Genomic DNA, 22,184 nt, shown 5'->3' with positions numbered 1-22,184 from the left:
ATAAGTAAACGGTCCGATCAGCGGCTTATTGCCGCCAAACGGGCCGTTTCTTTTTAATCCGCGAGCTGCCGATTCCTCTGCTCCTGGATGCTGCCGGCTTTATCCGGCGAAAAGGCTCTTGGGCCAAGAAGGGATGTAATTGCCGGAACGAGGAACGGACGCACGATAAACGTATCCATCAGCACTCCGATCGCCGTAATCAAGCCAAATTGGACAAGCACCTGAATGGGGAGCGTTGCCAATACGGCAAATGTTGCCGCCAAAATGAGTCCTGCGGACGTAATGACACCGCCTGTTTCGCTGACGCCCTCTCTGATCGCTTGACTTAACGGCATCGTTTTTCTTTTTTGCCAAATGCTTGAGACCATAAAGATGTTATAATCTTCGCCGAGTGCGATAAGAAAGACGAATGCGTACAAAGGGATCGCTCCCTGAATCGCATCCGCTCCCATGAAATAATGGAGGATAATCCAGCCGAGCCCGAGTGCCGCCGCATAGGAAAGCAGCACCGTACCGACCAGATACAGCGCGGCCGTAACAGACCGCAAATAAGTGAGCAGCAGGAGCAAGATCAGTGCGATCACGACCGGAATAATGACCAAGTTGTCGCGGTCTGTCAGCTCTTTGGCATCGTACTGGGAAGCGGTTTGGCCGCCGATCCACACCTTTTGCGCATCTCCGGCAACACCTGCTTCGGCTAAGCCCGCATTGGCAGCCTCGTAGAGGGCAGGAATGCTGTCCATCGCTTCCTGAGAGTATGGATTTGTATTTAAAATGACTTTATAAGCCAGCAAATCCGGATCGTCAGTCCCCGGCTGCGGCTCAAGCACATAATCGACAAGCGGAACGGCTGCTAGCTGATCAGTCATAGAGGTCTCTTCGCCTTCCGTCTGAACGATGACGGTGACAGGCGCCAGCTCGCCGGGTGTGAAGGCTTCCGCGATTATGTCGAACCCTTCGCGCGAAGGCATATCCTCCGGAAAGGATGACAACAAGTCATACGTATACTTGATCTGCGTCGAAAAGGCTGCTAGAACGCCAAGCACCAATACGCATGACAAAACGATTGTCCAGGGCTTCGCAATTACGAGCCGTCCAACCTTCGCTCCTAGCTTTTTGTCCGGGTCGGCTTTGCGGAACGTCCTTCCACGATTCGTCGCGCGCGCCTGCTCCATTGCATCAGTCCTTGGAACAAACGGGAAAAACGCCGCGCGGCCGAAGATGGCGAGCAAAGCCGGAACCAGTGTCAGACTCGCAAAACCCATGATCAAAATCGACAAGCTGAACGGCACGGCAAACCGGTCATAGGCGCCGTATTTTGCAGCCAGCAAGGCAAACAATGAAAGCACGACGGTAAAGCCGCTCATCGCTATGGCGCCTGACGCATCCTTGAAGGATCGCTTTAACGCCAGCATTTTATTCTCTTCGCGAAGCAGCTCCTGTCGGAAATGAGAGATGAAAAATAAGCAGTAATCCGTTCCGGCGCCGAACAGAAGCACCGTCATGATCGCGATTGCCTGCGAATCGACGGTGATCCAGCCCGTCTCTGCCATCCAGCCGAGCAGCGGGCTGGTTACCGCGTAGGCGAAGCCTACTCCAATGAGCGGAATAACCGCTAAGACCGGTGAGCGGTAGATGAGAAGCAGCAGAATCAGCACGAGCAGAACCGTCGCGATCAATAACGTAACGTCCGCTCCCTTGAACAAGGCCGTCGCATCGACGGAAATGCCGGCTGGCCCGCTTATCCGTACGCTAAGCTCGCTACTGTCATCCACCGGCGTTTCGAAGGGATCGGCCTCGGCGTTATTCTTTATCTCCCCTTGGACAAGCTCCAGGTTCTCCTTCAGCTGCTCCGTTTCGACCTTCTCCTCAAAAGAAACCGGTTGAACGAGAGTCGTTTTATCTTCCGATGCAAGCTGCATGACGGCTGGAGCCGGCATTTCGTGAAGCGGTACGCTTTCGAGCTGACCTGCTAACGGCTCCTCGGCAAGCTGCCTGGCAAGGCTTTGAATCCGGCTGACATCCTCCTCGGTTAATCCGCTTTCCCTGTGCCAAACAATAAGGGCCGGAATTCCCGAAGATTCCGGAAATTTCTCTTTCAACATTTGCCCGGCAAGCACGGACGGGCTGTCCGGTTCGAGATTAGGCGCATTATTGTTTTCCTTATCTCCGACTGCGGGCAAAATGACGCTAAGTATACCGGCAAGTACGATCCACACGATCAGCGTCACCCACCGAGAACGCTTTCCCGCAACGATTGCGGCACATTTTTCAAGCATGCTCATGGCCTCCATTTCACTTCCATTCCGTTATCGTTTAAAATATATTGGTGCAACGATTTAATTATATATACCCGAAGGTTAATTATTCAACCTATATCGTTACAACTTTTTGAATGGGAGGGCAAGTCTTTGACCGAAGAACCGATGAAACGCAAACCGGGCCGTCCAAAAGGTACGGGATCGATACAAACGATGCAGCAGATTTTGCGAACAGCCGCTTATCTCTTTATGGAGCAAGGCTTTGAAAAGGTTAGCTTGGAGGGTGTTGCGCAAGCATGCGGCGTCACGAAAGCGAGCGTTTATTATTATTTTAACAACAAAGGGGTTCTGTTCACGGAATGCCTGCTCTTCGTGCTGAAAATCGCCTGCGACCAAACCGCTGAAATCATGAACGGCGAGGGCGGACTGCGTGAACGATTGTTGCAGGTAGCTGTCCGTCATATGAAAAATGCGCACTTGGAATTTGAAACGATGATGAGAGAAGCGTCCAGCGGCTTAAGCGAGGAGCAAATCACCAAAATCCGTTTAAGCGAGCAAGCGATCCATCAGCTTCTGGCCGAGGCTTTTTCGAAGGCGATGGACGAGGGCGAAATCGTCCGCTGCGACTCCTTGCTTCTGGCTCATGCCTTTACGGCAGTGCTGGCCGTCAAAAACCGGAAAGAGATTATAAATGTTCACAAATCGGTGGAACAAGCAGCCGAAGAAATCGTAAAATTATTATGGACGGGCTTACAGCCCCGACAGCATTAATCCTATTTATCATTGGAGGTAAAACGGATGTTTAAAACCGCAATCGGACGGCTGCGCTTCATCGGCTTTTATGAAGGGCTGTCGTTTCTCGTACTGCTGTTGATCGCGATGCCGCTCAAGTATTGGGCAGATCTTCCTCAAGCCGTCATGGTGGCAGGGAGCCTTCACGGCCTGCTGTTCGTCCTCTATATGCTTGCTTTGCTCAATGTATGGATATCGAACCGCTGGTCGATCGTGAAGGTTGCCTTGGCGGCTCTCGCGGCGTTTCTGCCATTTGGCCCGTTCGTACTGGACAAGAAGCTGCTTCGCGACCAGGGATAAGCATTTCTGAGTAACAAAAAAGAGGGGACTCCCCCCTCTTTCGCTTAAAAAATGATAAAGTAAAAAAGTGCTGCAAGCGCAAACCGGTAATACGCGAACCAGGAAAGCTTAATCTTTTTCATCAAGTTAATAAACGTCACTACCGCAATCATCGCCACGATGAAAGCGGCGCATAAGCCGATCAAAAACAGAGGCAAATCGGCAACCGTCAAAAACTCCCGGCTTTTCAGCAAATCCACTCCGCTTGCCCCGGCCATGATCGGCACCGACACGATAAACGTAAATTCCGCAGCCGCTTTTTGGCTCGTCCCGAACAGCATGCCTCCCGAAATGGTGGAACCCGATCGGGAAAAGCCGGGCCATAGAGCGAGCATCTGAAAGCAGCCGACCGCGAAAGCCTGCTTGTAGGTGATGTCGTCCAGCTCCTCTGAAACGATCCTTCTCTTTACCCGGTCGGCGATAATCATGAGCACGCCTCCCGCCACCAGCCCGATAAGCACCGTCTGAGGACCGAACAAATAATGCTTGATCACCCCGTGCAGCAGAACGGCGACCACTCCCGCCGGCAGCATCGCAAGGAAGATATGCAGAACGTTCAGTCCGGAGTCTTTGCCGAGCTTGAAGTTGAGCAGGCTGGCAAACCGCTTTCTGTACAGAACGAGGACCGCAAGCACGGCGCCGAACTGAATGACGACTTCGAACGTTTTGGCCCGGTCGCCGGTAAAGCTGAGCAGCTCGCCCGTCAAGATCAAATGTCCTGTCGACGATACGGGCAAAAACTCGGTCAACCCTTCCACAATGCCCATAATAATCGCATTTATCAGATCGCCCATCGCTGCTCCCCCTTCGCCTATTAAATTGTCAATGCGAGTAGCTGCACTATACAAGCTTATGCATGTCCGTATTCGCTCATTTCACTTTCGGCCAAATCCGTCAAAATTTCGATTTTCCGGATCCGGTTATCGTCGCGCTCGCGGATAATGAACGTCGTATTCTCATAGCTCCAAGGCTCGTTTTCCGGCAGTTCCGGATTTGCGTTGAACAGCCAGCCGCCGATCGAATCCACCTCTTCGCTTTCCAAATCCGTGCCGACTGCATCGTTTACCTCGCTGATCAGCGCCTTGCCGTCCACCAAATAACGCTGCCGCTCCAGCATCTCGATTTCCTTAGCCTCGTCCAAATCGAACTCATCGCGGATTTCGCCCACAATTTCCTCGATAATGTCCTCAATCGTGATGAGTCCCGCGGTTCCGCCGTATTCGTCCAGCAAAATGGCGATGTGGACACTTTCCTGCTGCATCTTTTTAAGCAGCTTTTTGATCGGCGTCACCTCGGGAACGCTCATAGCCGGCTGCAGCAGTGTCTGCAAATCAAGCTCGCGGTCGCTGTCGTAACGAAGGAAAAACTGCTTCGTGTTCAGGATGCCGGCTATGTTGTCTTTGGAGCCGTTCGCAACCGGGAAGCGCGTATATTGCTCTTTCTTGATAATCTCGATGTTCTTGTCAAGCGAGTAGTCCGTAAACAAGCAAATCATATCCGTACGGGGCACCATAATTTCGCGGGCCAGCCGTTCGTCGAATTCGAATATACGGCTGACATAGCCGTACTCGCTCATGTTGATTTTTCCGCTCTCATAGCTTTCGGACAAAATGATGCGGATCTCTTCTTCCGAATGCGCCTCGTGCTCGCTCGCCGGCTTGAAACCGAAGAGCCGGATCAGGCTGTTGGCCGAACCGTTCAGCAGCCAGATAAACGGATACATCACTTTGTAGAAGCCGATGATAAGCGGCGCAGTCAGCTGGCTGATCCGCTCCGACATAATGATCGCAAGCGATTTCGGGAACAGCTCGCCAAGCACAACGTGCAAATAAGTCACGAGCACAAAGGAGATGACGAACGACAGGAGCGAGCTCAGCTCGCCTTCGATATGCAAACGTTCAAACAGCGGATGCAAAATTTGCTCGATCGTCGGTTCTCCTAGCCAGCCTAATCCAAGCGCCGTAATCGTAATGCCTAGCTGGCAGGCGGATAAATAACCGTCCAGATTGGTGGTGACGCGTTCGACCGCTTTGGCGTTTTTGTAGCCTTCCGCCACCATCTGATTGACCCTGCTAGCGCGCATCCGGATAATCGCAAATTCCGTCGCCACAAAAAACGCCGTAAAAACGAGCAAAGCGGCAAATAAAAAAAGCTTTAAAACCATGCTTGTCTCCTCTTGCTATGGGGCTCGATCAATAACCAACCTCAACGGAAGCGATAACGACATAAATCAAATCGTTTTTATCATCCTTGTCCGGCAGGACAACGCCGCTCGTCGTCAGCATGCCGCCGTCAGTGAGCTCTACCGTCACTTGTCCGTATGGCAGCACCGCTTTCACCTGCTCGATGTCCAGCAGCTCCTTGTCGCAAGGCAAGGCCAGCTTGACGCGGACCTTCATCCGGTCAAGGCTGCCTCCCGGCAGTACGGAGCGCAGGCCCGGCATGGAATTATGATGAATCGCGTTTTGGACCGCGCGTACGGAGGCTTTCGTAATGTTTTGGCCGTGCAGATCGCACCCCATGCCAATTTCGATAAAAAATAAGTTTTCCACTTAAGCAGTCTCTCCTTATTTTGGGATGTTCATACGCGGAGTCCTCTGATCGGTTACCATGGCACCTCATCGTCTCCGCCAGTCGGCTCCACCGGATTATCAAAGGACTGTTCCGTATGTCCGTATTCCGTCTCTAACGGCTTCCTGCTGCCGATGATCGGCAAAATATCGCTCAGCTCCTGCGGCTGCAGCAGCTCGACCGGTGACATTCCCTTCTCGAACTGGAAGGCGTCTCCTTCGATCACAACGACGTAACGCCCGTTATGCCTGGCAATGTGAATGGACGGACCGAAGTCGGCCAGCAGCGCTTTGATCGTCACGCCGTCCAGCTTGAACGTAAACGGCAGGTCCGGCTTTTGCTCCACAAGCGCGGCAGCGGCGACCTCGACCTGCTCCTGCGGCCACCATTCCTGCAAATCCCGTTTGTCGCTGGCCGCCCAAACCTCCAGCGCATTCTCTTCCTCGCGCCGTTCCGAGCTTTCGTCCTCCTGCCACTTGTCGGCGATGTACTGCTGTACCATTTCCACGACCTGCTCCCCCATCACCTCAGGCAGCGGCTTTTCATAGGAAACATATTTCAGAAAATCCTCGAAGTATCTCGCGTGCGACGCTTGGTGGATTTTCAGCTCCCAATGCTCCAGCATGCCCTCCTCCGGCATATGCGGATATTGAATCGATTTGATGCTGCGGGCGCTGATGGCCATCTCTACCTGTGAGATCAAATTTCGCTCATCGGAAATGCGGGCGATTTTCGGCTCGAAGTCGCATTTCAGCAAAAAGAGAAACGGCTCGTCGAAATAGGTATTCAGCTTCGATAACGCAATAATGAATGCCCCTCCCCTGACCGAGCTTGTGTCCATGTAAATCCGGACGAGCTCATCGGCGATGCCGATGAACCGTTCCTTCGAATCCGCCTCGCGCAGCCGCTGAAACAGATTATAGTTTTGGTTGCTCCCAAGCTCATAGCCCGGTTCGACCATGAAACGTCCGATTTTCGTCGGCGCTCCGGCCGTATTCGGATTGCGCTCAACCTTCCGTTTTACAATCCGCTTAAACTCGTCGTCCAGAAAGCGCTGAATCTCGCTGTCCTCGTATGTATCCGAATCAAGAGTCTGGTAATGCTTGAACCTTTTGCCGCTCGAAGCGGCGCTCTCCTCTCCATCGGTTTGAATAACGAAAAATGACAAATACTGCATATGAAAGTCCACGGGTATGATTCCTCCAAGCTAACGATTGTCCTCTCCTAGCATAGCATATTTCATGTCGCCATTTCGCCCTCCGCAAGCCTGATCAGCACTCTTCTTTTCCGGTAAAGCATCGTTGCCGCTTCCGCTACGTCATTCAGCATTCCTCTGTTAATAAAGGCTCCGAAAAGCATGCCGGCTACGGGAATCATCTGGAACAGCTTTTTCCATCCGAAGTTATCCCGGTAGATCATGACGACCTCGCGCCAGCCCTGAAGCTGCGACAGCATCTGGCTGCTTTTGGCGCCGCTGCCGTATGCGCTCAGCTCCTCCAAAATCGCTTTTTTGCCGACGATATCGGAGGAAGCGAACTGCATGACTTTTACGGCAAAAATCCTCTCTTCCTTAAGCTTCGGATCAAAGCCGTAACAAATCGCGATTTCCTGAATGATTTTGAGAGACAATCCGAGCACGGCCGGGATATCGACCGCAAGCGTGAAAAAACCGCCGATGCCGGTCGTCGCTCCCTGCAGCGTCGCCATGGCGGACCGGCTTGATGAAAGCTGCGCAGCCGATGCATTCATGACCGAAAGCGGCAGCGCAGCCGCTTCCCCGATCGTCAGCTCTTCGTCTTCCTGCGGGACGGCTGCGCCGGCCGCTTCCGCGTTCCGCTGCATGAGAGCGATAACCGACTTTTCCGAAATCAAGTATTTTCCGCCGGTTTGGATATAGCCGCCGATTTCATCGACAGCCTGTCCGAGCTTTTCCTGAATAAATTTGGGCGTCAGCTTATCAAGCAGCATAAACGGGAGTCTCCCCAGCTTTTCCCAAAACCACAAATCCTTCTGCTCTCGTTCCCAAGCTTCGATTTCCAGCATGGCCGTTTGCAGCTGCTCTTTCGTTTCCGCAGGTTGTCTCAATGGCTTCACACTCCTTTTTATGAAAAAGTAATACGCCGAACCCGTAAATCGGATTCGGCGATCATCAATTTTTTATCGTTCAATCGTTCAACAACGAAGTCAGCCTGCCTTTATAAAGAAGCTTCAGCTTATGCAGCGCGCGCGTGCAGCCTACATATAGCAGTTTTGAGTCCAGCTCCCCGTAGGCTTCCCCGCCTGCATCCGCAATGAGCACCGCGTCGAACTCCAGCCCCTTGGACAAGTATACAGGTACGACCGACAAGCCGCCGCCGTATGCGGGCTGCTTGCTCTGCACGAGAGAAGCTGAAAAGCCCTTCCCGGTTAAATGTTGAAAAATCCGTTCGCATTCAAGCGCGGTGCGGCCGATAACCGAAATCGTCTCGTATTGCCCCGTCGACTGCCATTCGGCAACGGAAGCTTCGATCGCTTCCAGCCAGGCTTCATCCTCTGTCTGCACCAGTGCGACGGGATCCCCGCTCCGGAAGACGGGGACGGCAGGCTTAACGCCGCCGGTCATGCCGCCTAATATTTTGTTCGCGAACTCGATAATCTCCATGGTGGAACGGTAGCTGCGGTTCAGCTCGTAAAAACCGGTTTGCTTTTCATCGAACAGCCCCATAAGCTCCTCCCAGCTCTGTATGCCTGCATAGGCGTGAATGCCTTGCTGCAAATCGCCAAGCACGGTCATCGACACCGTCCGCTGGCAGCGGCGCAGCACCTCCAGCTGAAACGGCGAATAATCCTGCGCCTCGTCGATGACGATATGGTCGAAGGCCTGAGCCGGAAGACCGAACAGCTCGAGATGAATGTAAGCAAGAGGAGCTAAATCCTCGACGGCGGCGATGCCGCTGCCCAGCCGTTCGGCCGTGGTGGCCGCAACGGGCTTCGGCACGCCCTTCGCCGCCTGTTTTCCTTGAAACAGAGAGGCATAAAGTTCCGGACTGCCGTATGCCGGAATCTTCTTCGTAAAGCTGGCGAGCTTGGCAAGCGCCTTGGCCCGCACCTTCTTGTCCGTCACGCGCCTGAGTTTCAGCTCGGATTCGAACCAGCGGCGGATCCGGCTGACCAGCCGGTCGCGCTTCTTCATCAACGGCTCTTCCCCGTAATCCGTATCGTACCATTCCTGCATTTGCTCCGGGTTAAGCTCCAGCCCGTCGATCGGGACAAAAGAGACGGCAGGCACGATCCGCTTCTTGAATTCGGCTATCCGCTCATCGACAATCGCCTTAAAGGCTAAGCTCCCTTTAAATCTTCCAGACGAGTGTCCGATTTCTTCGGCTGTCCGGCGCTCCTCGAACCAGTATGTCATCGTCCGAGACGGATCATCGAGCCGGACGGCGTTTTCCAGCAGCTCGAGCGTCCAATCGCTGAACGTCGTCTGCTGAATGTCGCCGACGCCAAGCTCGGGAAGCACACCGGAAATATAATCGAGGAACATGCGGCTCGGCGCAAAAATAATCATCCGTTCCGCGCGCATCCGGTCGGCGTATTGGTAGAGAAGATAGGCCAGACGGTGCAGGGCGACGGTCGTTTTTCCCGATCCGGCTACCCCCTGAATAAATAGTGCGCGATTGCGTTCCGCCCGGATGATGCGGTCCTGCTCCCCCTGAATCGTCGAAACGATATCCCGCAGCTTGTTATCCTTGTTTTCTCCCAGTCGGTATAATAGAAATTCGTCAGTGACCGAGCCTTCCTCCTGGCCCCTTATGTAACTGTCGACCAGACGGACGATCTCTCCCTGACGAATCATGAAGTTTCTTTTTAGATGAACATGTCCGGTAACTTCGCCATCGGGCGATTCGTACGCCGCGGGCGCATCGCCGCCGGTGAAGGAATAGAACAGGCTGGCGACCGGAGCCCGCCAATCGATAACCAGCAGCTCGTTGCTGCCTTGCTTGGCGACGCCGGCTTTCCCGATATACATCGGCTTCTGGTCGCCGGCAGGAAGCTCCTGGAAGTCGATCCGGCCGAAGTAGGGCTCCTTCTTCGAAATTTCGAGCCTCAATCTGCGTTCCTCTTGCTGCAGATCGAGCATTTGTTCCGTGAAATCGTCACCCTTGTAGCGCGGGCCGATCGCCTGCAGCTGAGCGTGAATGTCGCGCAGCGCTTCTTCAAGCCTTTGCTGCTCCTCTTGATAGGCACTTTGAACGGTCAAGTCAGTTACCTCCTAAGTGGTGAATGGTAGAAAAAAAAGCGAAACACCACTATACCATAAGACAAGGCCGGCTAGCAATCAATAATTGGCACTGATGCCAATAAACCATAATGCGAGTAATATCAAAATCAAATTAAAGCTAAGCAGAAAGGGAATGCCGACCGTAAACGTCCGGTGCTTCGTCTTATGTCGCCATGTCTTCATGCCGAGCATCGTTCCGGCCGCCCCTCCGATCGCGCTAAGCAAAAAAAGCCGCTGCTCGGGAACGCGGCGCCGCTTTTGCACCGCCCTCCGTTTGTCCGCTCCCATTAGCGAGAAGGAGATGACGTTCAGCACGATTAAATAGATAAGCAAAATGGAGTAAGCCATGCGGATGTCCGTCCTCTCTATTCCATGAATATGAAGCTGGCTTGCCTGAAGCGATAAAAGCTTTTATGTCCCCCTCGGTTTCGCCCTGTTCGTCGCGGCTGCCGTGTAAGGATCGTCCGGCCAGTAATGCTTCGGATATCGTCCTTTCAGATCCTTTTTCACCTCGAAATAGGCCTGCTCCCAAAAGCTCTTTAAATCTCTCGTTACCTGTACGGGGCGCTGTGAAGGGGAAAGCAGATGCAGCGTAACCGGCAGCCTTCCTCCCGCCAGCCGCGGTGTATCCTTCATGCCGAACAGCTCCTGGAGCCTGACCGCCAGCACGGGAGATTCCGGGTCGCTGTAATCGACCGGAATCCGGGATCCGCTCGGTACTTTGATATGGGTAGGCACCTGCTCGTCAAGCTCTTGCCTTTGCTTCCAGGTCAGCATGTCTTCCAGCAGCTTCTGCATCGGCAGCTTCTGCAGCTCGGATTTGCTGCGAATTCCGTAAATATGGGGCTTCAGCCAGCTGTCTATCGCTTCCAGAAGCCCTTCATCCGATGCATCCGGCCAATCTCCCCCGCTTTGGGACATCAGATACATACGGGCTTTCAGCTGGGACGCCTGCTTGTTCATCGGCAGCATCCCGATGCCGGCTTTGCGGATCACGGCCAGCAGCAGCTCCGCCGCCTGCTCCTCGTCCACCCGCTGCAGCGGTTTTTCCTTAAGGATCAATGCGCCAAGCCTGATGCGGGCTCTCGCCCGAAGGGCCGACGCCCCTTCATCCCATTCCAAAGCGTCTTCATAAGAAATAAACTCCGCCAAATGGCGCTCGATGTCATCCAAAGTCAATTCGGCCGCCAGCCGGATGCGGCTTTCCGTGTCCGCGTCGTCAATTTCGCCGACGACCAAATAGGGAGCCTTCGAGATCGGCTGAAGTTCGGGCAGTATCGCACCTCTGCCGTTTGACAGCAAATAGCGCCCGTCTCCCCTGCGCTGTGCAATCCGGTCGGGGTAAGCGAAAGCGAGCAGTACGCCGGGAGATACCGAAGCGGCGCTTCCCCTGCCGCCGGCCTTCTGCTGATCCAGCGCTAGCCGCTCCCACTGTCTGGCTTGGGCCTTCATGCGGTATGCGGCCCCCGCAGCAGGGTGTACTCCGCCGCCTCGGACGGCTTCGTCATCGCTTTCTGCGGATCCGGCAACGGTTTTGAGAAAATCAAGCCTAAGCTGGACATCGGCATTCCGCTCCTGCGGCATCAGCTCCCGCTCGCTTAAGAGGGTGGCCAGCTCGCAAGCCGTACGCGCCATGCCGAGCTCCGTTCCCTTCAAAATCATCGCCCCCAAGCGGGGATGCAGCCCGAATTGCGAGACGCGCAGACCATCGGCCGATGGCTTGCCGTCTCCGGCAATAAGCCTCAGCTGCTGCAGGACTGACAGTGCCTGCTCATATGCTGCCGCAGGCGGCGGAGTAAGCCAATCGAGCTCAAGCGGATCGCGGATGCCCCATACCGCAAGCTCGAGCGCCAGCGAAGCCAGATCCGCCTCCGCGATTTCGGGCACGCTCTGGTCTGGCAAATAAGGCTGATCTTGCTCAGGCCACAGCCTATAGCAGTCGCCCGGCGATAGCCGGCCGGCCCTGCCTCTTCTCTGATCCGCGCCGGCTTTGGAGACGGGAACGGTATCGAGGCGCGACATTCCCGTGCGGGGCGAAAAGCGGGGTACGCGCATTAATCCGCTGTCGATGACGACAGTCACTCCTTCGACGGTCAAGCTGGATTCGGCGATTGAGGTCGCCAGCACGACCTTCCTCACTCCTTGAGGCGGGCGCGCAACGGCCGAGGCCTGCTTTTCCAGCGGCAGGCTGCCGTGCAGCTCCTCCACCCGCACCGCCGATGAGAGTCCCGCTTCGGCAAGCCATCTCGCCGTACGGCGTATTTCCGGCAGACCGGGCAAGAAAGCGAGGATGTCGCCCTCATGCCTGCGCAGCGCTTCCATAATCGATCGCCCCATTTGCTGCTCGATCGGCCCGCTGAGCCGGGCAGGCGCGTAATGCGTGGCGACGGGAAATACCCGCCCCTCGCTCCTGATAACCGGCGCATTTCCGAGCAGCATAGACAGCGGTTCCGAATCCAACGTTGCGGACATGACCACGAGCCGCAAATCCTCCCTTAGCAGAGCTTGCGACTGCAGGCATAAGGCAAGACCAAGATCGCCGTGCAAATGGCGCTCGTGAAATTCATCGAACACGACGATTCCTACGTCCTCCAGCGCCTGATCCTTTTGGAGCATACGGGTAAGCACGCCTTCGGTCACCACTTCGATGCGCGTACGGCGGCTTACCTTCGTATCGAGCCTCACCCGGTAGCCGACGGTTTCGCCGGCTTGCTCGTTCAGCATCTTCGCCATATATTGCGCCGCGGAACGGGCCGCAAGCCTGCGAGGCTCCAGCATGACGATCTTCTTGCCGGACAGCCACGGCTCCTCAAGCAGCGCAAGCGGTACCCGCGTCGTCTTCCCGGCGCCAGGCTCGGCCACAAGCACGGCGTTAGTTCCGCTGCGCAAAGCATCCAGCAGCTGCGGCAGCACGGCGTCAACCGGCAAATTTACTTGATTCATGCATATGACTCCTCTATCTGTTTTTGAAGCTTATTTGACGATACGCAGCATTTGGACGACCGGCCGGCTGTCGCCTGGCAATGCGGCTTCCTTGCTAAGCAGCTGGGAGGAGCCGTCGCCGTCGAGAAAGATGCCGTCCACTAGCGTGCCCGCACCGATCTTCTCGATGAGCGCTTCCCGAAACTCCGCAAGCGTGCCCTTCGTTTCACTGACCACCAGGTATAAACCTCCCATGTCGTCATAGACGGCTGCCGAACGGAGGCGTTTGTCATCGGGAAACGGCGCCATTTCCTCCGCCGCCTTCCGCTCCCACTCCCGGTCATCCTTTAGACTCATGCTGATTCCGCCCTGCGCCCAAAAACGCGTATGATCCTTTACCTTCAGCTCGGCAGCATGTCTTACAACCTGAACGCTAAGCGAATCCGATGCCCCGTCCCAAACGAGCGTACCCCGGGCATATTTGACGTTTTCGCCGCCCGAGCCGTATTCACCCGCTTCCCGGTTAATGGGCATTCCGTTCACAACGCCGATGCTCAGCAGCTGACTGCCGTAAAAAAATCCTCCGTTAACGCCCGTTTTCCCCGTCAAAGTTACGTTATCGTTAATCGTCTCAAGCGTCACATGAGATGGCTTTGTCAGAAGCGCATGCAGCTTCATCCCGTTAGAGGCCGTCTCCGACGAATACTTATAATTCAGCGTTTGCTCCAGAAGCCCGCGGTCGTCCGGCGTCCGGTTGGCCAGCGCAAGCACCATCAAATAAAACAACACCCCTAATACAAGCAAAATGCCCAAAAAAATGCCCCCTGCGAGCAGTGCCCGCTTTTTCCCCGCCTTGGCGGAATCTGTTTTACTAGTTACCATTTCTTTCTCCTTGTTCCCGATCATTTGAACCAGCCTTTGGTGCGGAACCACGCATACATGCTGATCCCGACAACGAGCATGACCAATATGACGGCAAAATATCCCCATTCCCACTCCAGCTCCGGCATATTCGTAAAATTCATCCCGTAGATGCCGGCCAGAAAGGTCAGCGGCATGAAGATCGTCGTAATGACCGTCAGCGTCTTCATAATCGCATTCATCCGGTTCGAATTAAAGGATATGTAACTGTCACGCAAATCGGCCGTCAGCTCCCTCCCCGCTTCAATCATTTCGGAGAGCTTCAGCAGATGATCGTAAATATCGTGATAAAAAGCAAGATAAGGCTTAAGGCCGGTGATCCGGTCGGAGTTGGTCAGCCGGTAGAGCAGATCGCGCATCGGCACGATCGTTTTACGCAGTCGCAGCAGTCTCGCCCGGACATTAAAAATGTCGCTCATGACCGTCTGGCTCGATCCTTCGCCGTTGCCGACCTCCATGTCCAGCAGCTGATCCTCCAGCGCATGCATCGCCGGAAAATACTGGTCGACCAGCTTGTCTATCACCAGATAAGCCGCATACAAGTGGCCGTGCTCCCCGAATTCGCCCCCGGCCAGCAGCTTGGCCCGCGCCTGCTCGATTTCCTTCGACGGCTCGTAATGGAACGTGACGAGAAAACGGGGGCCGATAAACATATTCACTTCGTTTACGCTGAGCGTCTTTTGTTCGATTTCATGCAGCACCAGAAAATGGACATCGTCATAATGGTCCAGCTTCGGGCGCTGAAGCAGATGGTAGCAATCCTCGATGGCCAGCGGATGAAAGCGAAAAAAAGAGTCCAGCAGCCTGCATTCGTCTTCCTTCGGATTATGGAAATCGGCCCAATACCACGCAAGGTCATCCGAATCGACCTGTCCGAGTTCCAAATTCGTTAACCACCGCCCATCCTTCGTGCAGCCGGTTATCGTAATCAAAGCGGTCCCTCCCCGTTCATGCGACTCATTCATTTTACACAATTCTCAATCGGCTGTCGCTGCGCACGCTCATTTGCCGTAAACATATAAGTCCATTATAAGCTCAAACTTGCCTTTCGTGTATTTCAAGCGTAAACGGCTGGCGCCGTACTTTGGGAGGGGCAGCTCGTTTCGTGATAAATGATAAGTCAATGAAAGGCTATGAAACTTATAAATTCTTATCATTTGAAGAAAAACGCCCATTGCGGGCGGATTTCGTCATTTTGCTATAAGTATTCCTATCCGTCATTCCGATCGGCTAGTCCTCATGCTGCGTGCGCGCCGCTTCCAGCACAGCCGCATAAACCGCTTCTCCGATCGCGCAGCCGATCGAGGTTGCGACTCCCGAATAAGCATGGACCGCGTTCCATGAAGCGTACCCGTTCGCTCCGATCACGACGGCGTCCGTCGTCGTACCCGTCGCCGGTTGGCCGTTCGCCTGCTCGGCGATGCCCAGCTGCTGCAAAGCAGCCGTTTTGGCCTCCGTCGCCGTTATGACCGCACCTACCATCGCGGACTCGGTCATCCGGGCGTCCAGGAGCACGATCGTATTGATCGTGCCCGGCGCATAAGCCGGAAACGTCGGTCTCGGCAGTCCGGCCCTGGCCGCGTTTCGGGTTCCGACCGTCACGCAGCATAGCAGCTTGAACTGATCGCCCTCGGCTTCGACAACCGAGGCGTGGGTAAGCTTGGCTGCCGTAATCAGGCCTACCGTTTGCGCCGGATCGCAGCGCCACGTCCCGCACATTCGGACGATATCGCTCACCGGATCGCCGCACCGGTACGTTAGCGGCACTTTCCAGTTGACGATCCGGTCCGCTTGCGAGAAGCCGCCCGGGTGGACGGCGCTGCTCAGCATTTGGACCGGCCCGGGCAGGCTTGTTTCAATGCGGTCCTCAAGCAGCCGGAGCTTCAGCCCCGGCCATAGCGGAGAGTCATAACTCTCGCCGTTCCGAAAAGGCTGGCTCATCAGGTGCCCTCCTCCCGTAGCCCGAGCAGCTCATAAATCCGGGACAAATTCAAATGGGCTCTTACATGCCCGGCCAGCCGGTCGAACGCCTGCTCCCGCCGCTCCTGGAACCTGAGCGCTGCCGGCAGGCGGCGAAGTCCTTTGGATTCGCGGATGTCATTCAGCCAGTCCCGCCGAAAATCGTCGTTATGCAGGATGCCGTGCACGAACGTCCCCCATATTCGCCCGTCTGGCGCAGCCGCGCCCTCCGGGATATATTCGCGTACGGCATCTGCGGCATCGCCCTCACGCTCGTTCCGGATCCGGAACGGACGGTGGACGGAAACGTCGCCGTCCGTGTCATGTACGACGCCCATATGGATCTCGTAGCCGGTAATTGGCAGGCTTGCTTTATCCCCGGTCAGCTGAGCGAAGCCTTCGATACGCTCGGTCCTTTTTTCCTCCGCGAAGGTAACCTCGAACGGAAATACACCGAAACCTTCGATTACCTCCGACTCGGACTCCACATGGAGCGGATCGAGCAGCCGGGCGCCCAGCATTTCGTAGCCGCCGCAAATGCCCGCCGTCCAGCCTCTCGCGCCGAGATGAGCCTGCATCCGGTCCGCCAGTCCGTTGTCCTTCATCCAGATGAGATCCTCCGCCGTGTTTTTGCTGCCCGGCAAAATAACGGCGTCCGGGCTGCCCCACTGTCCGGGACCCTCGACGAAGCGCAGTCTGACGTCCTGCTCGAAGCGAAGCGGATCGAGATCGGTAAAGTTCGATATTCGCGGAAGCCGGACGACCGCAATATCTAGCACATCGCCGCTTGCCGAATCCGGCTTTGCCGGCGCGGACTCCAGCTGCTTGCCGAGGGATAAAGAATCCTCGTCCTCCAGCCCCAAATCCGGCAAATAAGGGATAACGCCGAGAACCGGCTTGCCGGTTTTCCGCTCGAGCCAATCCAGGCCCGGCTGAAGCAATGAGACGTCGCCGCGGAACTTGTTGATGACAAAGCCGCATACGCGGTCCCTTTCCTCCTGCTCGAGCAGCTCCAGCGTCCCGACGATCGATGCGAATACGCCTCCGCGGTCAATATCGGCTACCAAAATAACCGGCGCTTCCGCCCAAGCCGCCATCCGCATATTGACGATATCCCGGTCCTTCAAATTAATTTCGGCCGGGCTGCCGGCCCCTTCCAGCACGACGATCTCGCAGCTCCCCCGCAGTCTGCCGAGCGCCTCCCTCACGATGCCTTCGGCAAGAGGCAGGTAGCTCTCCCTGTACTCTCGCGCGTTCAAATCGCGGAGCGGCTTTCCGTGAACGACGACCTGGGACCGCATCTCTCCGGACGGCTTAAGCAGAATCGGATTCATGTCCGTTGTGGCGAGAATGCCGCACGCATCTGCCTGCATTCCCTGTGCGCGCCCGATTTCCTTGCCGTCCCACGTCACGTAGGAATTGAGCGACATATTTTGCGATTTGAACGGCGCGACGGAATAACCGTCCTGCGTGAAAATCCGGCATAATGCCGCGGTCATCAGGCTTTTGCCGACGTCGGAGGCCGTTCCCTGCAGCATGATCGTCCGTCCCTGCTGCTCAGGGCCCGATTGCATGTTCAAAGCTTCCATCCCCCTCACCTCTCTCTTTTGCGCCATGACGCCAAAACGTCTGCAAGGGTCTGCACCAGCCGCTCGTTCTGCATTCTCAGCTTAACTGCAACGCGTATGTACGTATGATCCAGCCCCGGAAACCGGGAAGCGTCCCGGATCAATACGCCCCGCTTGCCCATTTCCAGCTGCAGCATGCTTGCGCTTATTCCTGCCTCGCGCGGAATGCGCGCAAGCAAATAGTTGGCCGAGCTTGGAACTGCTTCAAAGCCCAGCGACTCCAGCCGGCCGGCCAGCCATGGCCGCTCACGCTCAAGCCACTCCAGCGTGAGCCGTGCGAAATCGGACTCCTCCAGCACCGCTTCACCGATCAGCTGCGCCAAGGAGTTGACGCTCCAAGGCACCTGAAGCCTGCGCAGCCCGCTGAGCGATCTAGGCATGCCGACGATATAACCGAGTCTGATGCCCGGAATGGAATAAAATTTCGTCATCGAACGGATGACAAATAAACGCTCATGCTGCGCTGCTTCCTGAATCAGACTGAATTCCGGCTCCTCCGGCACAAAATCCATAAACGCCTCATCTACGACGACCGATGCGCCATTATCCAGCAGAAATCTCACCAAGCCGGGATCAACGAGTCGGCCGGTCGGATTGTTGGGGGAGCCAAGCATGAACAAGGCGCCCGACTGCGCCAATTCCTCAAGCTGCTCACCGCCCGGATCAAGCAAAAAGCCATTCTCGGCATTCAGCCTTATTTCATGCACCGCTCCGCCGATTTTGCGGACGGCATCTCCATATTCGTCAAAGCATGGAACGGCTAGCACCGTCAGCTTGGGCTGCAGCGCCCTTACCGTTAAATCGATCAGCTCCGCCGCGCCGTTACCGATCACGATGGATTGTTCGTCGATCCGGTGCTTCTCTGCCAGATTCCGCCGAAGCCCTCTGACGGCCGGATCCGGGTATTGCCCGATCACGTCTGCATAAGCTTGCAGCGTTTTGCTTACGCTTGGCGGCGGACCCAGCGGGTTCATGTTCGAGCTGAAATCGACAAACCGCTCCGCAGCCAGCCCAAAAGCTTCCTCGGCCGTTTTTAAATCTCCGCCATGTCCGTATCTTTCCAGCATGATTGTTCCTCCTTCTTCTTTTACGCTGCGTGCAGCCAAATGACCGCAACCAGAAGCAGCGCGGCTTCCACGGCTTCATTCATCGCCCCGTATGTATCGCCTGTCAGGCCGCCAAGCTTCCGGTTCAGCCACGCGGCGGAGAAAGCCCCGCACAGAACGGTGACGCTTACGGCGGCAGCCACGGCTGCGGCATTAAAAAGGAACGCTAAGCCGGCAGCCGTGAGCAATCCAAACGTCGCGGCCGCAGCCAAAAGAAAGGCGCAGCCTGCCTGTTCGATCCTAACGCCGCCGAACATCGCGCCAAGGCCTTCCCCTTGGCGGGCGTTCGGCCAGATCGCGATCGCCGCCGCCATCCATGCCCGGCCCCAGCCGGGCGTCGCCGCGAGCATGAACAGCGCCGTTGCTTGCCGTTCTTCCTGCAGAAGCTCCGCCAGCAGCGATGCCTTCAGCAGCAGCAGCAGGACCGCCGCGATTACGCCCATCGCTCCTACTCGGCTGTCCTTCATAATTTCCAGCATCCGCTCGCGGGAGCGGTGGCTGAGCACACCATCCGCCGTGTCCATCCAGCCGTCCATATGCAGACCGCCGCTGAGCGCCGTCCATATGGCGAGCACGATTACCGCGCCGGGCAGAGGCGGCAGAACGAGGCCGGTCAGCCAGGCTGCTGCGCAAGTCACCATACCGATCGCCGCTCCCGCCAGCGGAAAATAGATGACACTGCGGGAAAGCACCGCTCCTTCAAACGGCACCTGGATAGGAACCGGCAGCCTTGTCAAAAACTGAAAGGCCGCAATCAACGCCTGGGCATGCAGCTTTAACGAATGACGAGCCATATTGAAATCACCGCCGCAAATAAAATAATGCTGACTCCATAGAGCAGCCTAACCGTCCTGACAATATCAATCGGAACGAGCGGCCTCAGCGGCCAGCCCATTCGCGCCCGCTCGCTTCGGACCCCGAAATAAACGTTCGTACCGCCTAGCTCGATGCCAAGCGCGCCTGCGACCGCCGACTCCGGAATGCCGCTGTTCGGGCTCGGATGCCGTCCCGCGAATGCCATCACCGCTTTGGCTGCCCGCCTGCCGTTTAAGCCGGGCGTGATTGCCGCCATAATCGTAAGCATTACGCCCGTCAGTCGAGCCGGCAAATAATTGAGCACATCGTCCATCCGTGCCGAGCACCAGCCGAAATACTTGTACTTGTCGTTACGGTAGCCGACCATCGAATCGAGTGTATTGGCCGCGCGGTAAAGCATGGCGAACGGCGCACCCCCGGCAAGCGCGAAGAGCAGCGGCGACACAAGAGCGTCAACCGTGTTCTCCGCCACGGTCTCTACCGCTGCCCGCGATGCCTCCCGCTCGTCCAGCCCCGACGTATCGCGCCCGACAATATAACCGGCGTATTTTCGCGCGTCCTCCAGGTTTCCTTCGACTAGCGGCTTATACACGAGCATCGCCGCCTCCCGAAGGCCCTTCACCGCAATCGTCGTCGAGACGAACCAGGCGCTAACCGCATAGCCAAGCCATGCATGAATGGCATCCGTCGCCCACACGATCAGCCACATCAGCCCGCCGCTGACAAGCAGCGTTACAAATGTCAGCGCCGCTCCAAGCAGCCTGACGACATGCGGGCTGCCGGCAAAGCGCTCGGGCGCAAGCCTCTTCTCTAACAGCCGTATAAGCCGGCCGATCCAAATGACGGGATGCGTCGGCCACTTCGGATCGCCAACGGCCCAATCGATCACAAGCGCGGCAGCGGCGATCAGCAGCAGCTCTTTAAAGGAATAAAGCATCATAGCTGCTCCCACCTGAAAGCTTGCGACTTCAGCTCGACCGGAATGCCGGCCGTGACGAGAAATACGCGATCGCACACGGCGGCGGCCTGCTGATTCAAACGCCCGGCCGCGTCCCGGAACTGTCTTCCGAGCGGGTAAGACGGCACAATGCCCGAACCTACTTCATTCGTAACGAGAATCAAAGGATAGGAATATTCCCGGACAGCCTGCAGCAGTCTTTCGGATTCCTCTTCCAACCGGCTTACGTTCAGTCCGTCCGCTTCGACTCTCAGCATCCAATTCGTCAGCCAAAGCGTCAGGCAATCAAGCAGTACGATCGGCGGCTGGTTCCCCCTGCTTGTATCTTCCTTTATTTCCAGTTCCAATTTAATCAGCAAACGGTCAACCTCGAAAGGCTCCTCTACCGTCCTCCATAAAAAGCCCGATTCGTCGCGGTCACGGCGGTGCCTGCCGATTCTGTCGCGCATTTCCTCGTCGTAGGCCTGGCAGGTTGCGATATAAATGCCGGATTCCCCGGTTCTGTAAGCATATTGCTCGGCGAAGGCGCTTTTGCCGCTGCGCGCTCCGCCGGTTACGAGTATGGCCAAGCTCAATCACCTATTCCTTTGACACGCCCGCGCTCTCGAACGTAGCCATCTCCTGCATGAGCGAAAGCGCGGCGTCGATAAAATGAAAGCATAAAACGGCTCCCGTCCCTTCGCCAAGCCGCATGTCGAGCTGGACCATCGGCGACAGGCCGATGGAAGCCAGCAGCTTCGCATGCCCTTGCTCCTGGGACAAATGGGACGCGATCAAGTAAGGCTTTACCTGCGGCGCAAGCCGCGAAGCGACCAAGGCCGAAGCCGAAGAAATATAGCCGTCGATGACGATCGGGCAGCCAGCAGCGGCCGCCCCGATGATAACGCCTGCCAAGCCGGCGATTTCCGCCCCGCCCACCTTGGCCAGTACATCCAGCGGATCGGCCTCATCGGGACGGTTCACTGCAATGGCCCGATTCACGACGTCCACTTTGTTCCTCCAGCCCGAATCGTTAATGCCCGTGCCGCGGCCGACGGATTCCTCCGGAGGCAGGCCGGTCAAAACGGACGTAATCGCGGCGCTTGCCGTCGTATTTCCGATGCCCATTTCTCCGGTTCCGAACAGCCGGATACCTTCTTTCGCCTTCTCATCAGCAACCTCGATCCCGACGAGAAGGGCGCGCAGCGCGTCTTCACGTGTCATCGCAGGCCCTTTGGCCATATTGGCCGTTCCGCTCACGACCTTCCGGCTGACCAGACGCTCGTGGCTGAGCTCGGCATTGACGCCGATATCGACACATACGACCTCGGCCCCCGCCTGACGGGACAGCACGTTTACCGCCGCGCCTCCGTTCAGGAAGTTCATCACCATCTGCGGAGTAACCTCCTGCGGAAACGCGCTTACCCCTTCCTCGCAAACCCCGTGATCCCCCGCCATCACGATAACGGCCTTACGCGACAAATCCGGCCACAGGCGGCCTGACACCCCGGCAAGCTGATGCGCCAGCTTCTCCAGCTTTCCTAAGCTCCCTGGCGGCTTCGTCAGCGTATCGGAATGACGGTCGGCGAGCTCGGCCGCCGCTTCGTCAAAGGGCTTAATTCGCCCGATCGACTCCTCGAGCTTGTCATTTAACTTTTGCAGCATATATAG

The 22,184-nt window shown here is 56.3% G+C and carries 20 protein-coding genes; 2 read left to right on the top strand and 18 right to left on the bottom strand.

Translation table 11 applies throughout. The features are described 5' to 3' along the window. Positions 1-53: 53 nt before the first annotated feature. On the bottom strand, positions 54-2,285 hold the full coding sequence (locus KP806_RS03815) for an MMPL family transporter (RefSeq protein ID WP_224722205.1): 2,232 nt from the start codon (positions 2,283-2,285) through the stop codon (positions 54-56). Positions 2,286-2,411: 126 nt separating this feature from the next. On the opposite strand from KP806_RS03815, the gene KP806_RS03810 reads away from it, so the two are divergent. Further along, the gene (locus KP806_RS03810) at positions 2,412-3,032 is read left to right on the top strand and encodes a TetR/AcrR family transcriptional regulator (protein WP_224722204.1); all 621 of its coding nucleotides are present in this window, start codon (positions 2,412-2,414) and stop codon (positions 3,030-3,032) included. A 27-nt stretch (positions 3,033-3,059) separates the two neighbouring features. Continuing rightward, a complete protein-coding gene (locus KP806_RS03805; RefSeq protein ID WP_224722203.1) occupies positions 3,060-3,353 on the top strand; it encodes a DUF3817 domain-containing protein in 294 nt (97 codons plus the stop codon). A 44-nt stretch (positions 3,354-3,397) separates the two neighbouring features. Here the strand turns inward: KP806_RS03805 and KP806_RS03800 are convergent, their stop codons facing one another. The 17 genes from KP806_RS03800 to cobT all read right to left on the bottom strand — a co-directional run bounded on the left by KP806_RS03800 (position 3,398) and on the right by cobT (position 22,178). Further along, on the bottom strand, positions 3,398-4,186 hold the full coding sequence (locus tag KP806_RS03800; protein WP_224722202.1) for an undecaprenyl-diphosphate phosphatase: 789 nt from the start codon (positions 4,184-4,186) through the stop codon (positions 3,398-3,400). A 56-nt stretch (positions 4,187-4,242) separates the two neighbouring features. Beyond that, positions 4,243-5,556, bottom strand: coding sequence for a hemolysin family protein (locus KP806_RS03795; RefSeq protein ID WP_224722201.1), 1,314 nt, complete (start codon positions 5,554-5,556; stop codon positions 4,243-4,245). A gap of 28 nt (positions 5,557-5,584) precedes the next feature. Next, entirely contained in the window at positions 5,585-5,944 is a 360-nt protein-coding gene (locus KP806_RS03790; RefSeq protein WP_224722200.1) for a Lin0512 family protein, read from the bottom strand. 53 nt (positions 5,945-5,997) lie between these two features. Then, positions 5,998-7,152, bottom strand: a complete 1,155-nt coding sequence (locus KP806_RS03785) for a DUF3900 domain-containing protein (protein WP_224722199.1) — start codon at positions 7,150-7,152, stop codon at positions 5,998-6,000. A 50-nt stretch (positions 7,153-7,202) separates the two neighbouring features. Further along, positions 7,203-8,006: an EcsC family protein gene (locus tag KP806_RS03780; RefSeq protein ID WP_224722428.1), complete on the bottom strand. Its 804-nt coding sequence runs from the start codon at positions 8,004-8,006 to the stop codon at positions 7,203-7,205. Between the two features lie 121 nt (positions 8,007-8,127). Further along, positions 8,128-10,203, bottom strand: coding sequence for a HelD family protein (locus KP806_RS03775; protein ID WP_224722198.1), 2,076 nt, complete (start codon positions 10,201-10,203; stop codon positions 8,128-8,130). Positions 10,204-10,281: 78 nt separating this feature from the next. Beyond that, positions 10,282-10,572 carry a DUF1294 domain-containing protein gene (locus KP806_RS03770; protein WP_224722197.1) on the bottom strand — a complete coding sequence of 97 codons (291 nt, stop codon included), beginning with the start codon at positions 10,570-10,572 and terminating at the stop codon, positions 10,282-10,284. 63 nt (positions 10,573-10,635) lie between these two features. Next, positions 10,636-13,167: an ATP-dependent helicase HrpB gene (gene hrpB, locus KP806_RS03765; RefSeq protein WP_224722196.1), complete on the bottom strand. Its 2,532-nt coding sequence runs from the start codon at positions 13,165-13,167 to the stop codon at positions 10,636-10,638. 30 nt (positions 13,168-13,197) lie between these two features. Beyond that, entirely contained in the window at positions 13,198-14,028 is an 831-nt protein-coding gene (locus tag KP806_RS03760) for a phosphodiester glycosidase family protein (protein ID WP_224722195.1), read from the bottom strand. Between the two features lie 20 nt (positions 14,029-14,048). Beyond that, the gene (gene corA, locus KP806_RS03755) at positions 14,049-14,999 is read right to left on the bottom strand and encodes a magnesium/cobalt transporter CorA (protein WP_224722194.1); all 951 of its coding nucleotides are present in this window, start codon (positions 14,997-14,999) and stop codon (positions 14,049-14,051) included. Between the two features lie 298 nt (positions 15,000-15,297). After that, a complete protein-coding gene (locus KP806_RS03750) occupies positions 15,298-16,008 on the bottom strand; it encodes an adenosylcobinamide amidohydrolase (protein WP_224722193.1) in 711 nt (236 codons plus the stop codon). Continuing rightward, entirely contained in the window at positions 16,008-17,600 is a 1,593-nt protein-coding gene (locus tag KP806_RS03745; protein WP_224722427.1) for a cobyric acid synthase, read from the bottom strand. Before KP806_RS03745 ends, KP806_RS03750 begins: the two co-directional genes overlap by 1 nt. Before the next feature lie 20 nt (positions 17,601-17,620). Then, positions 17,621-18,721 (bottom strand): threonine-phosphate decarboxylase CobD, encoded by a 1,101-nt coding sequence (cobD, locus tag KP806_RS03740; protein ID WP_224722192.1) that lies wholly within the window; start codon positions 18,719-18,721, stop codon positions 17,621-17,623. A gap of 20 nt (positions 18,722-18,741) precedes the next feature. Continuing rightward, complete coding sequence (gene cobS, locus KP806_RS03735; RefSeq protein ID WP_224722191.1) at positions 18,742-19,554, bottom strand: adenosylcobinamide-GDP ribazoletransferase; 813 nt, start codon at positions 19,552-19,554, stop codon at positions 18,742-18,744. Beyond that, positions 19,536-20,516, bottom strand: a complete 981-nt coding sequence (gene cbiB, locus KP806_RS03730; protein ID WP_224722190.1) for an adenosylcobinamide-phosphate synthase CbiB — start codon at positions 20,514-20,516, stop codon at positions 19,536-19,538. Before cbiB ends, cobS begins: the two co-directional genes overlap by 19 nt. Then, positions 20,513-21,103, bottom strand: coding sequence for a bifunctional adenosylcobinamide kinase/adenosylcobinamide-phosphate guanylyltransferase (cobU, locus tag KP806_RS03725; protein WP_224722189.1), 591 nt, complete (start codon positions 21,101-21,103; stop codon positions 20,513-20,515). Before cobU ends, cbiB begins: the two co-directional genes overlap by 4 nt. A gap of 10 nt (positions 21,104-21,113) precedes the next feature. Further along, the gene (gene cobT / locus KP806_RS03720; protein WP_224722188.1) at positions 21,114-22,178 is read right to left on the bottom strand and encodes a nicotinate-nucleotide--dimethylbenzimidazole phosphoribosyltransferase; all 1,065 of its coding nucleotides are present in this window, start codon (positions 22,176-22,178) and stop codon (positions 21,114-21,116) included. Positions 22,179-22,184: the final 6 nt, after the last annotated feature.

The sequence above is a fragment of the Paenibacillus vietnamensis genome (assembly GCF_020169515.1).
Classification (GTDB): Bacteria; Bacillota; Bacilli; order Paenibacillales; family Paenibacillaceae; genus Pristimantibacillus; species Pristimantibacillus vietnamensis.
This window is presented reverse-complemented; position numbering and strand designations above follow the sequence as displayed.

Coding starts and splice junctions, on each gene's coding strand:
- KP806_RS03815 (WP_224722205.1), bottom strand. CDS start 2,285: ATGAGCATGCTTGAAAAATGTGCCGCAATCGTTGCGGGAAAGCGTTCT.
- KP806_RS03805 (WP_224722203.1), top strand. CDS start 3,060: ATGTTTAAAACCGCAATCGGACGGCTGCGCTTCATCGGCTTTTATGAA.
- KP806_RS03800 (WP_224722202.1), bottom strand. CDS start 4,186: ATGGGCGATCTGATAAATGCGATTATTATGGGCATTGTGGAAGGGTTG.
- KP806_RS03795 (WP_224722201.1), bottom strand. CDS start 5,556: ATGGTTTTAAAGCTTTTTTTATTTGCCGCTTTGCTCGTTTTTACGGCG.
- KP806_RS03780 (WP_224722428.1), bottom strand. CDS start 8,006: ATGCTGGAAATCGAAGCTTGGGAACGAGAGCAGAAGGATTTGTGGTTT.
- KP806_RS03770 (WP_224722197.1), bottom strand. CDS start 10,572: ATGGCTTACTCCATTTTGCTTATCTATTTAATCGTGCTGAACGTCATC.
- hrpB (WP_224722196.1), bottom strand. CDS start 13,167: ATGAATCAAGTAAATTTGCCGGTTGACGCCGTGCTGCCGCAGCTGCTG.
- KP806_RS03760 (WP_224722195.1), bottom strand. CDS start 14,028: ATGGTAACTAGTAAAACAGATTCCGCCAAGGCGGGGAAAAAGCGGGCA.
- KP806_RS03750 (WP_224722193.1), bottom strand. CDS start 16,008: ATGAGCCAGCCTTTTCGGAACGGCGAGAGTTATGACTCTCCGCTATGG.
- KP806_RS03745 (WP_224722427.1), bottom strand. CDS start 17,600: ATGCAATCGGGCCCTGAGCAGCAGGGACGGACGATCATGCTGCAGGGA.
- cobD (WP_224722192.1), bottom strand. CDS start 18,721: ATGCTGGAAAGATACGGACATGGCGGAGATTTAAAAACGGCCGAGGAA.
- cobS (WP_224722191.1), bottom strand. CDS start 19,554: ATGGCTCGTCATTCGTTAAAGCTGCATGCCCAGGCGTTGATTGCGGCC.
- cbiB (WP_224722190.1), bottom strand. CDS start 20,516: ATGATGCTTTATTCCTTTAAAGAGCTGCTGCTGATCGCCGCTGCCGCG.
- cobT (WP_224722188.1), bottom strand. CDS start 22,178: ATGCTGCAAAAGTTAAATGACAAGCTCGAGGAGTCGATCGGGCGAATT.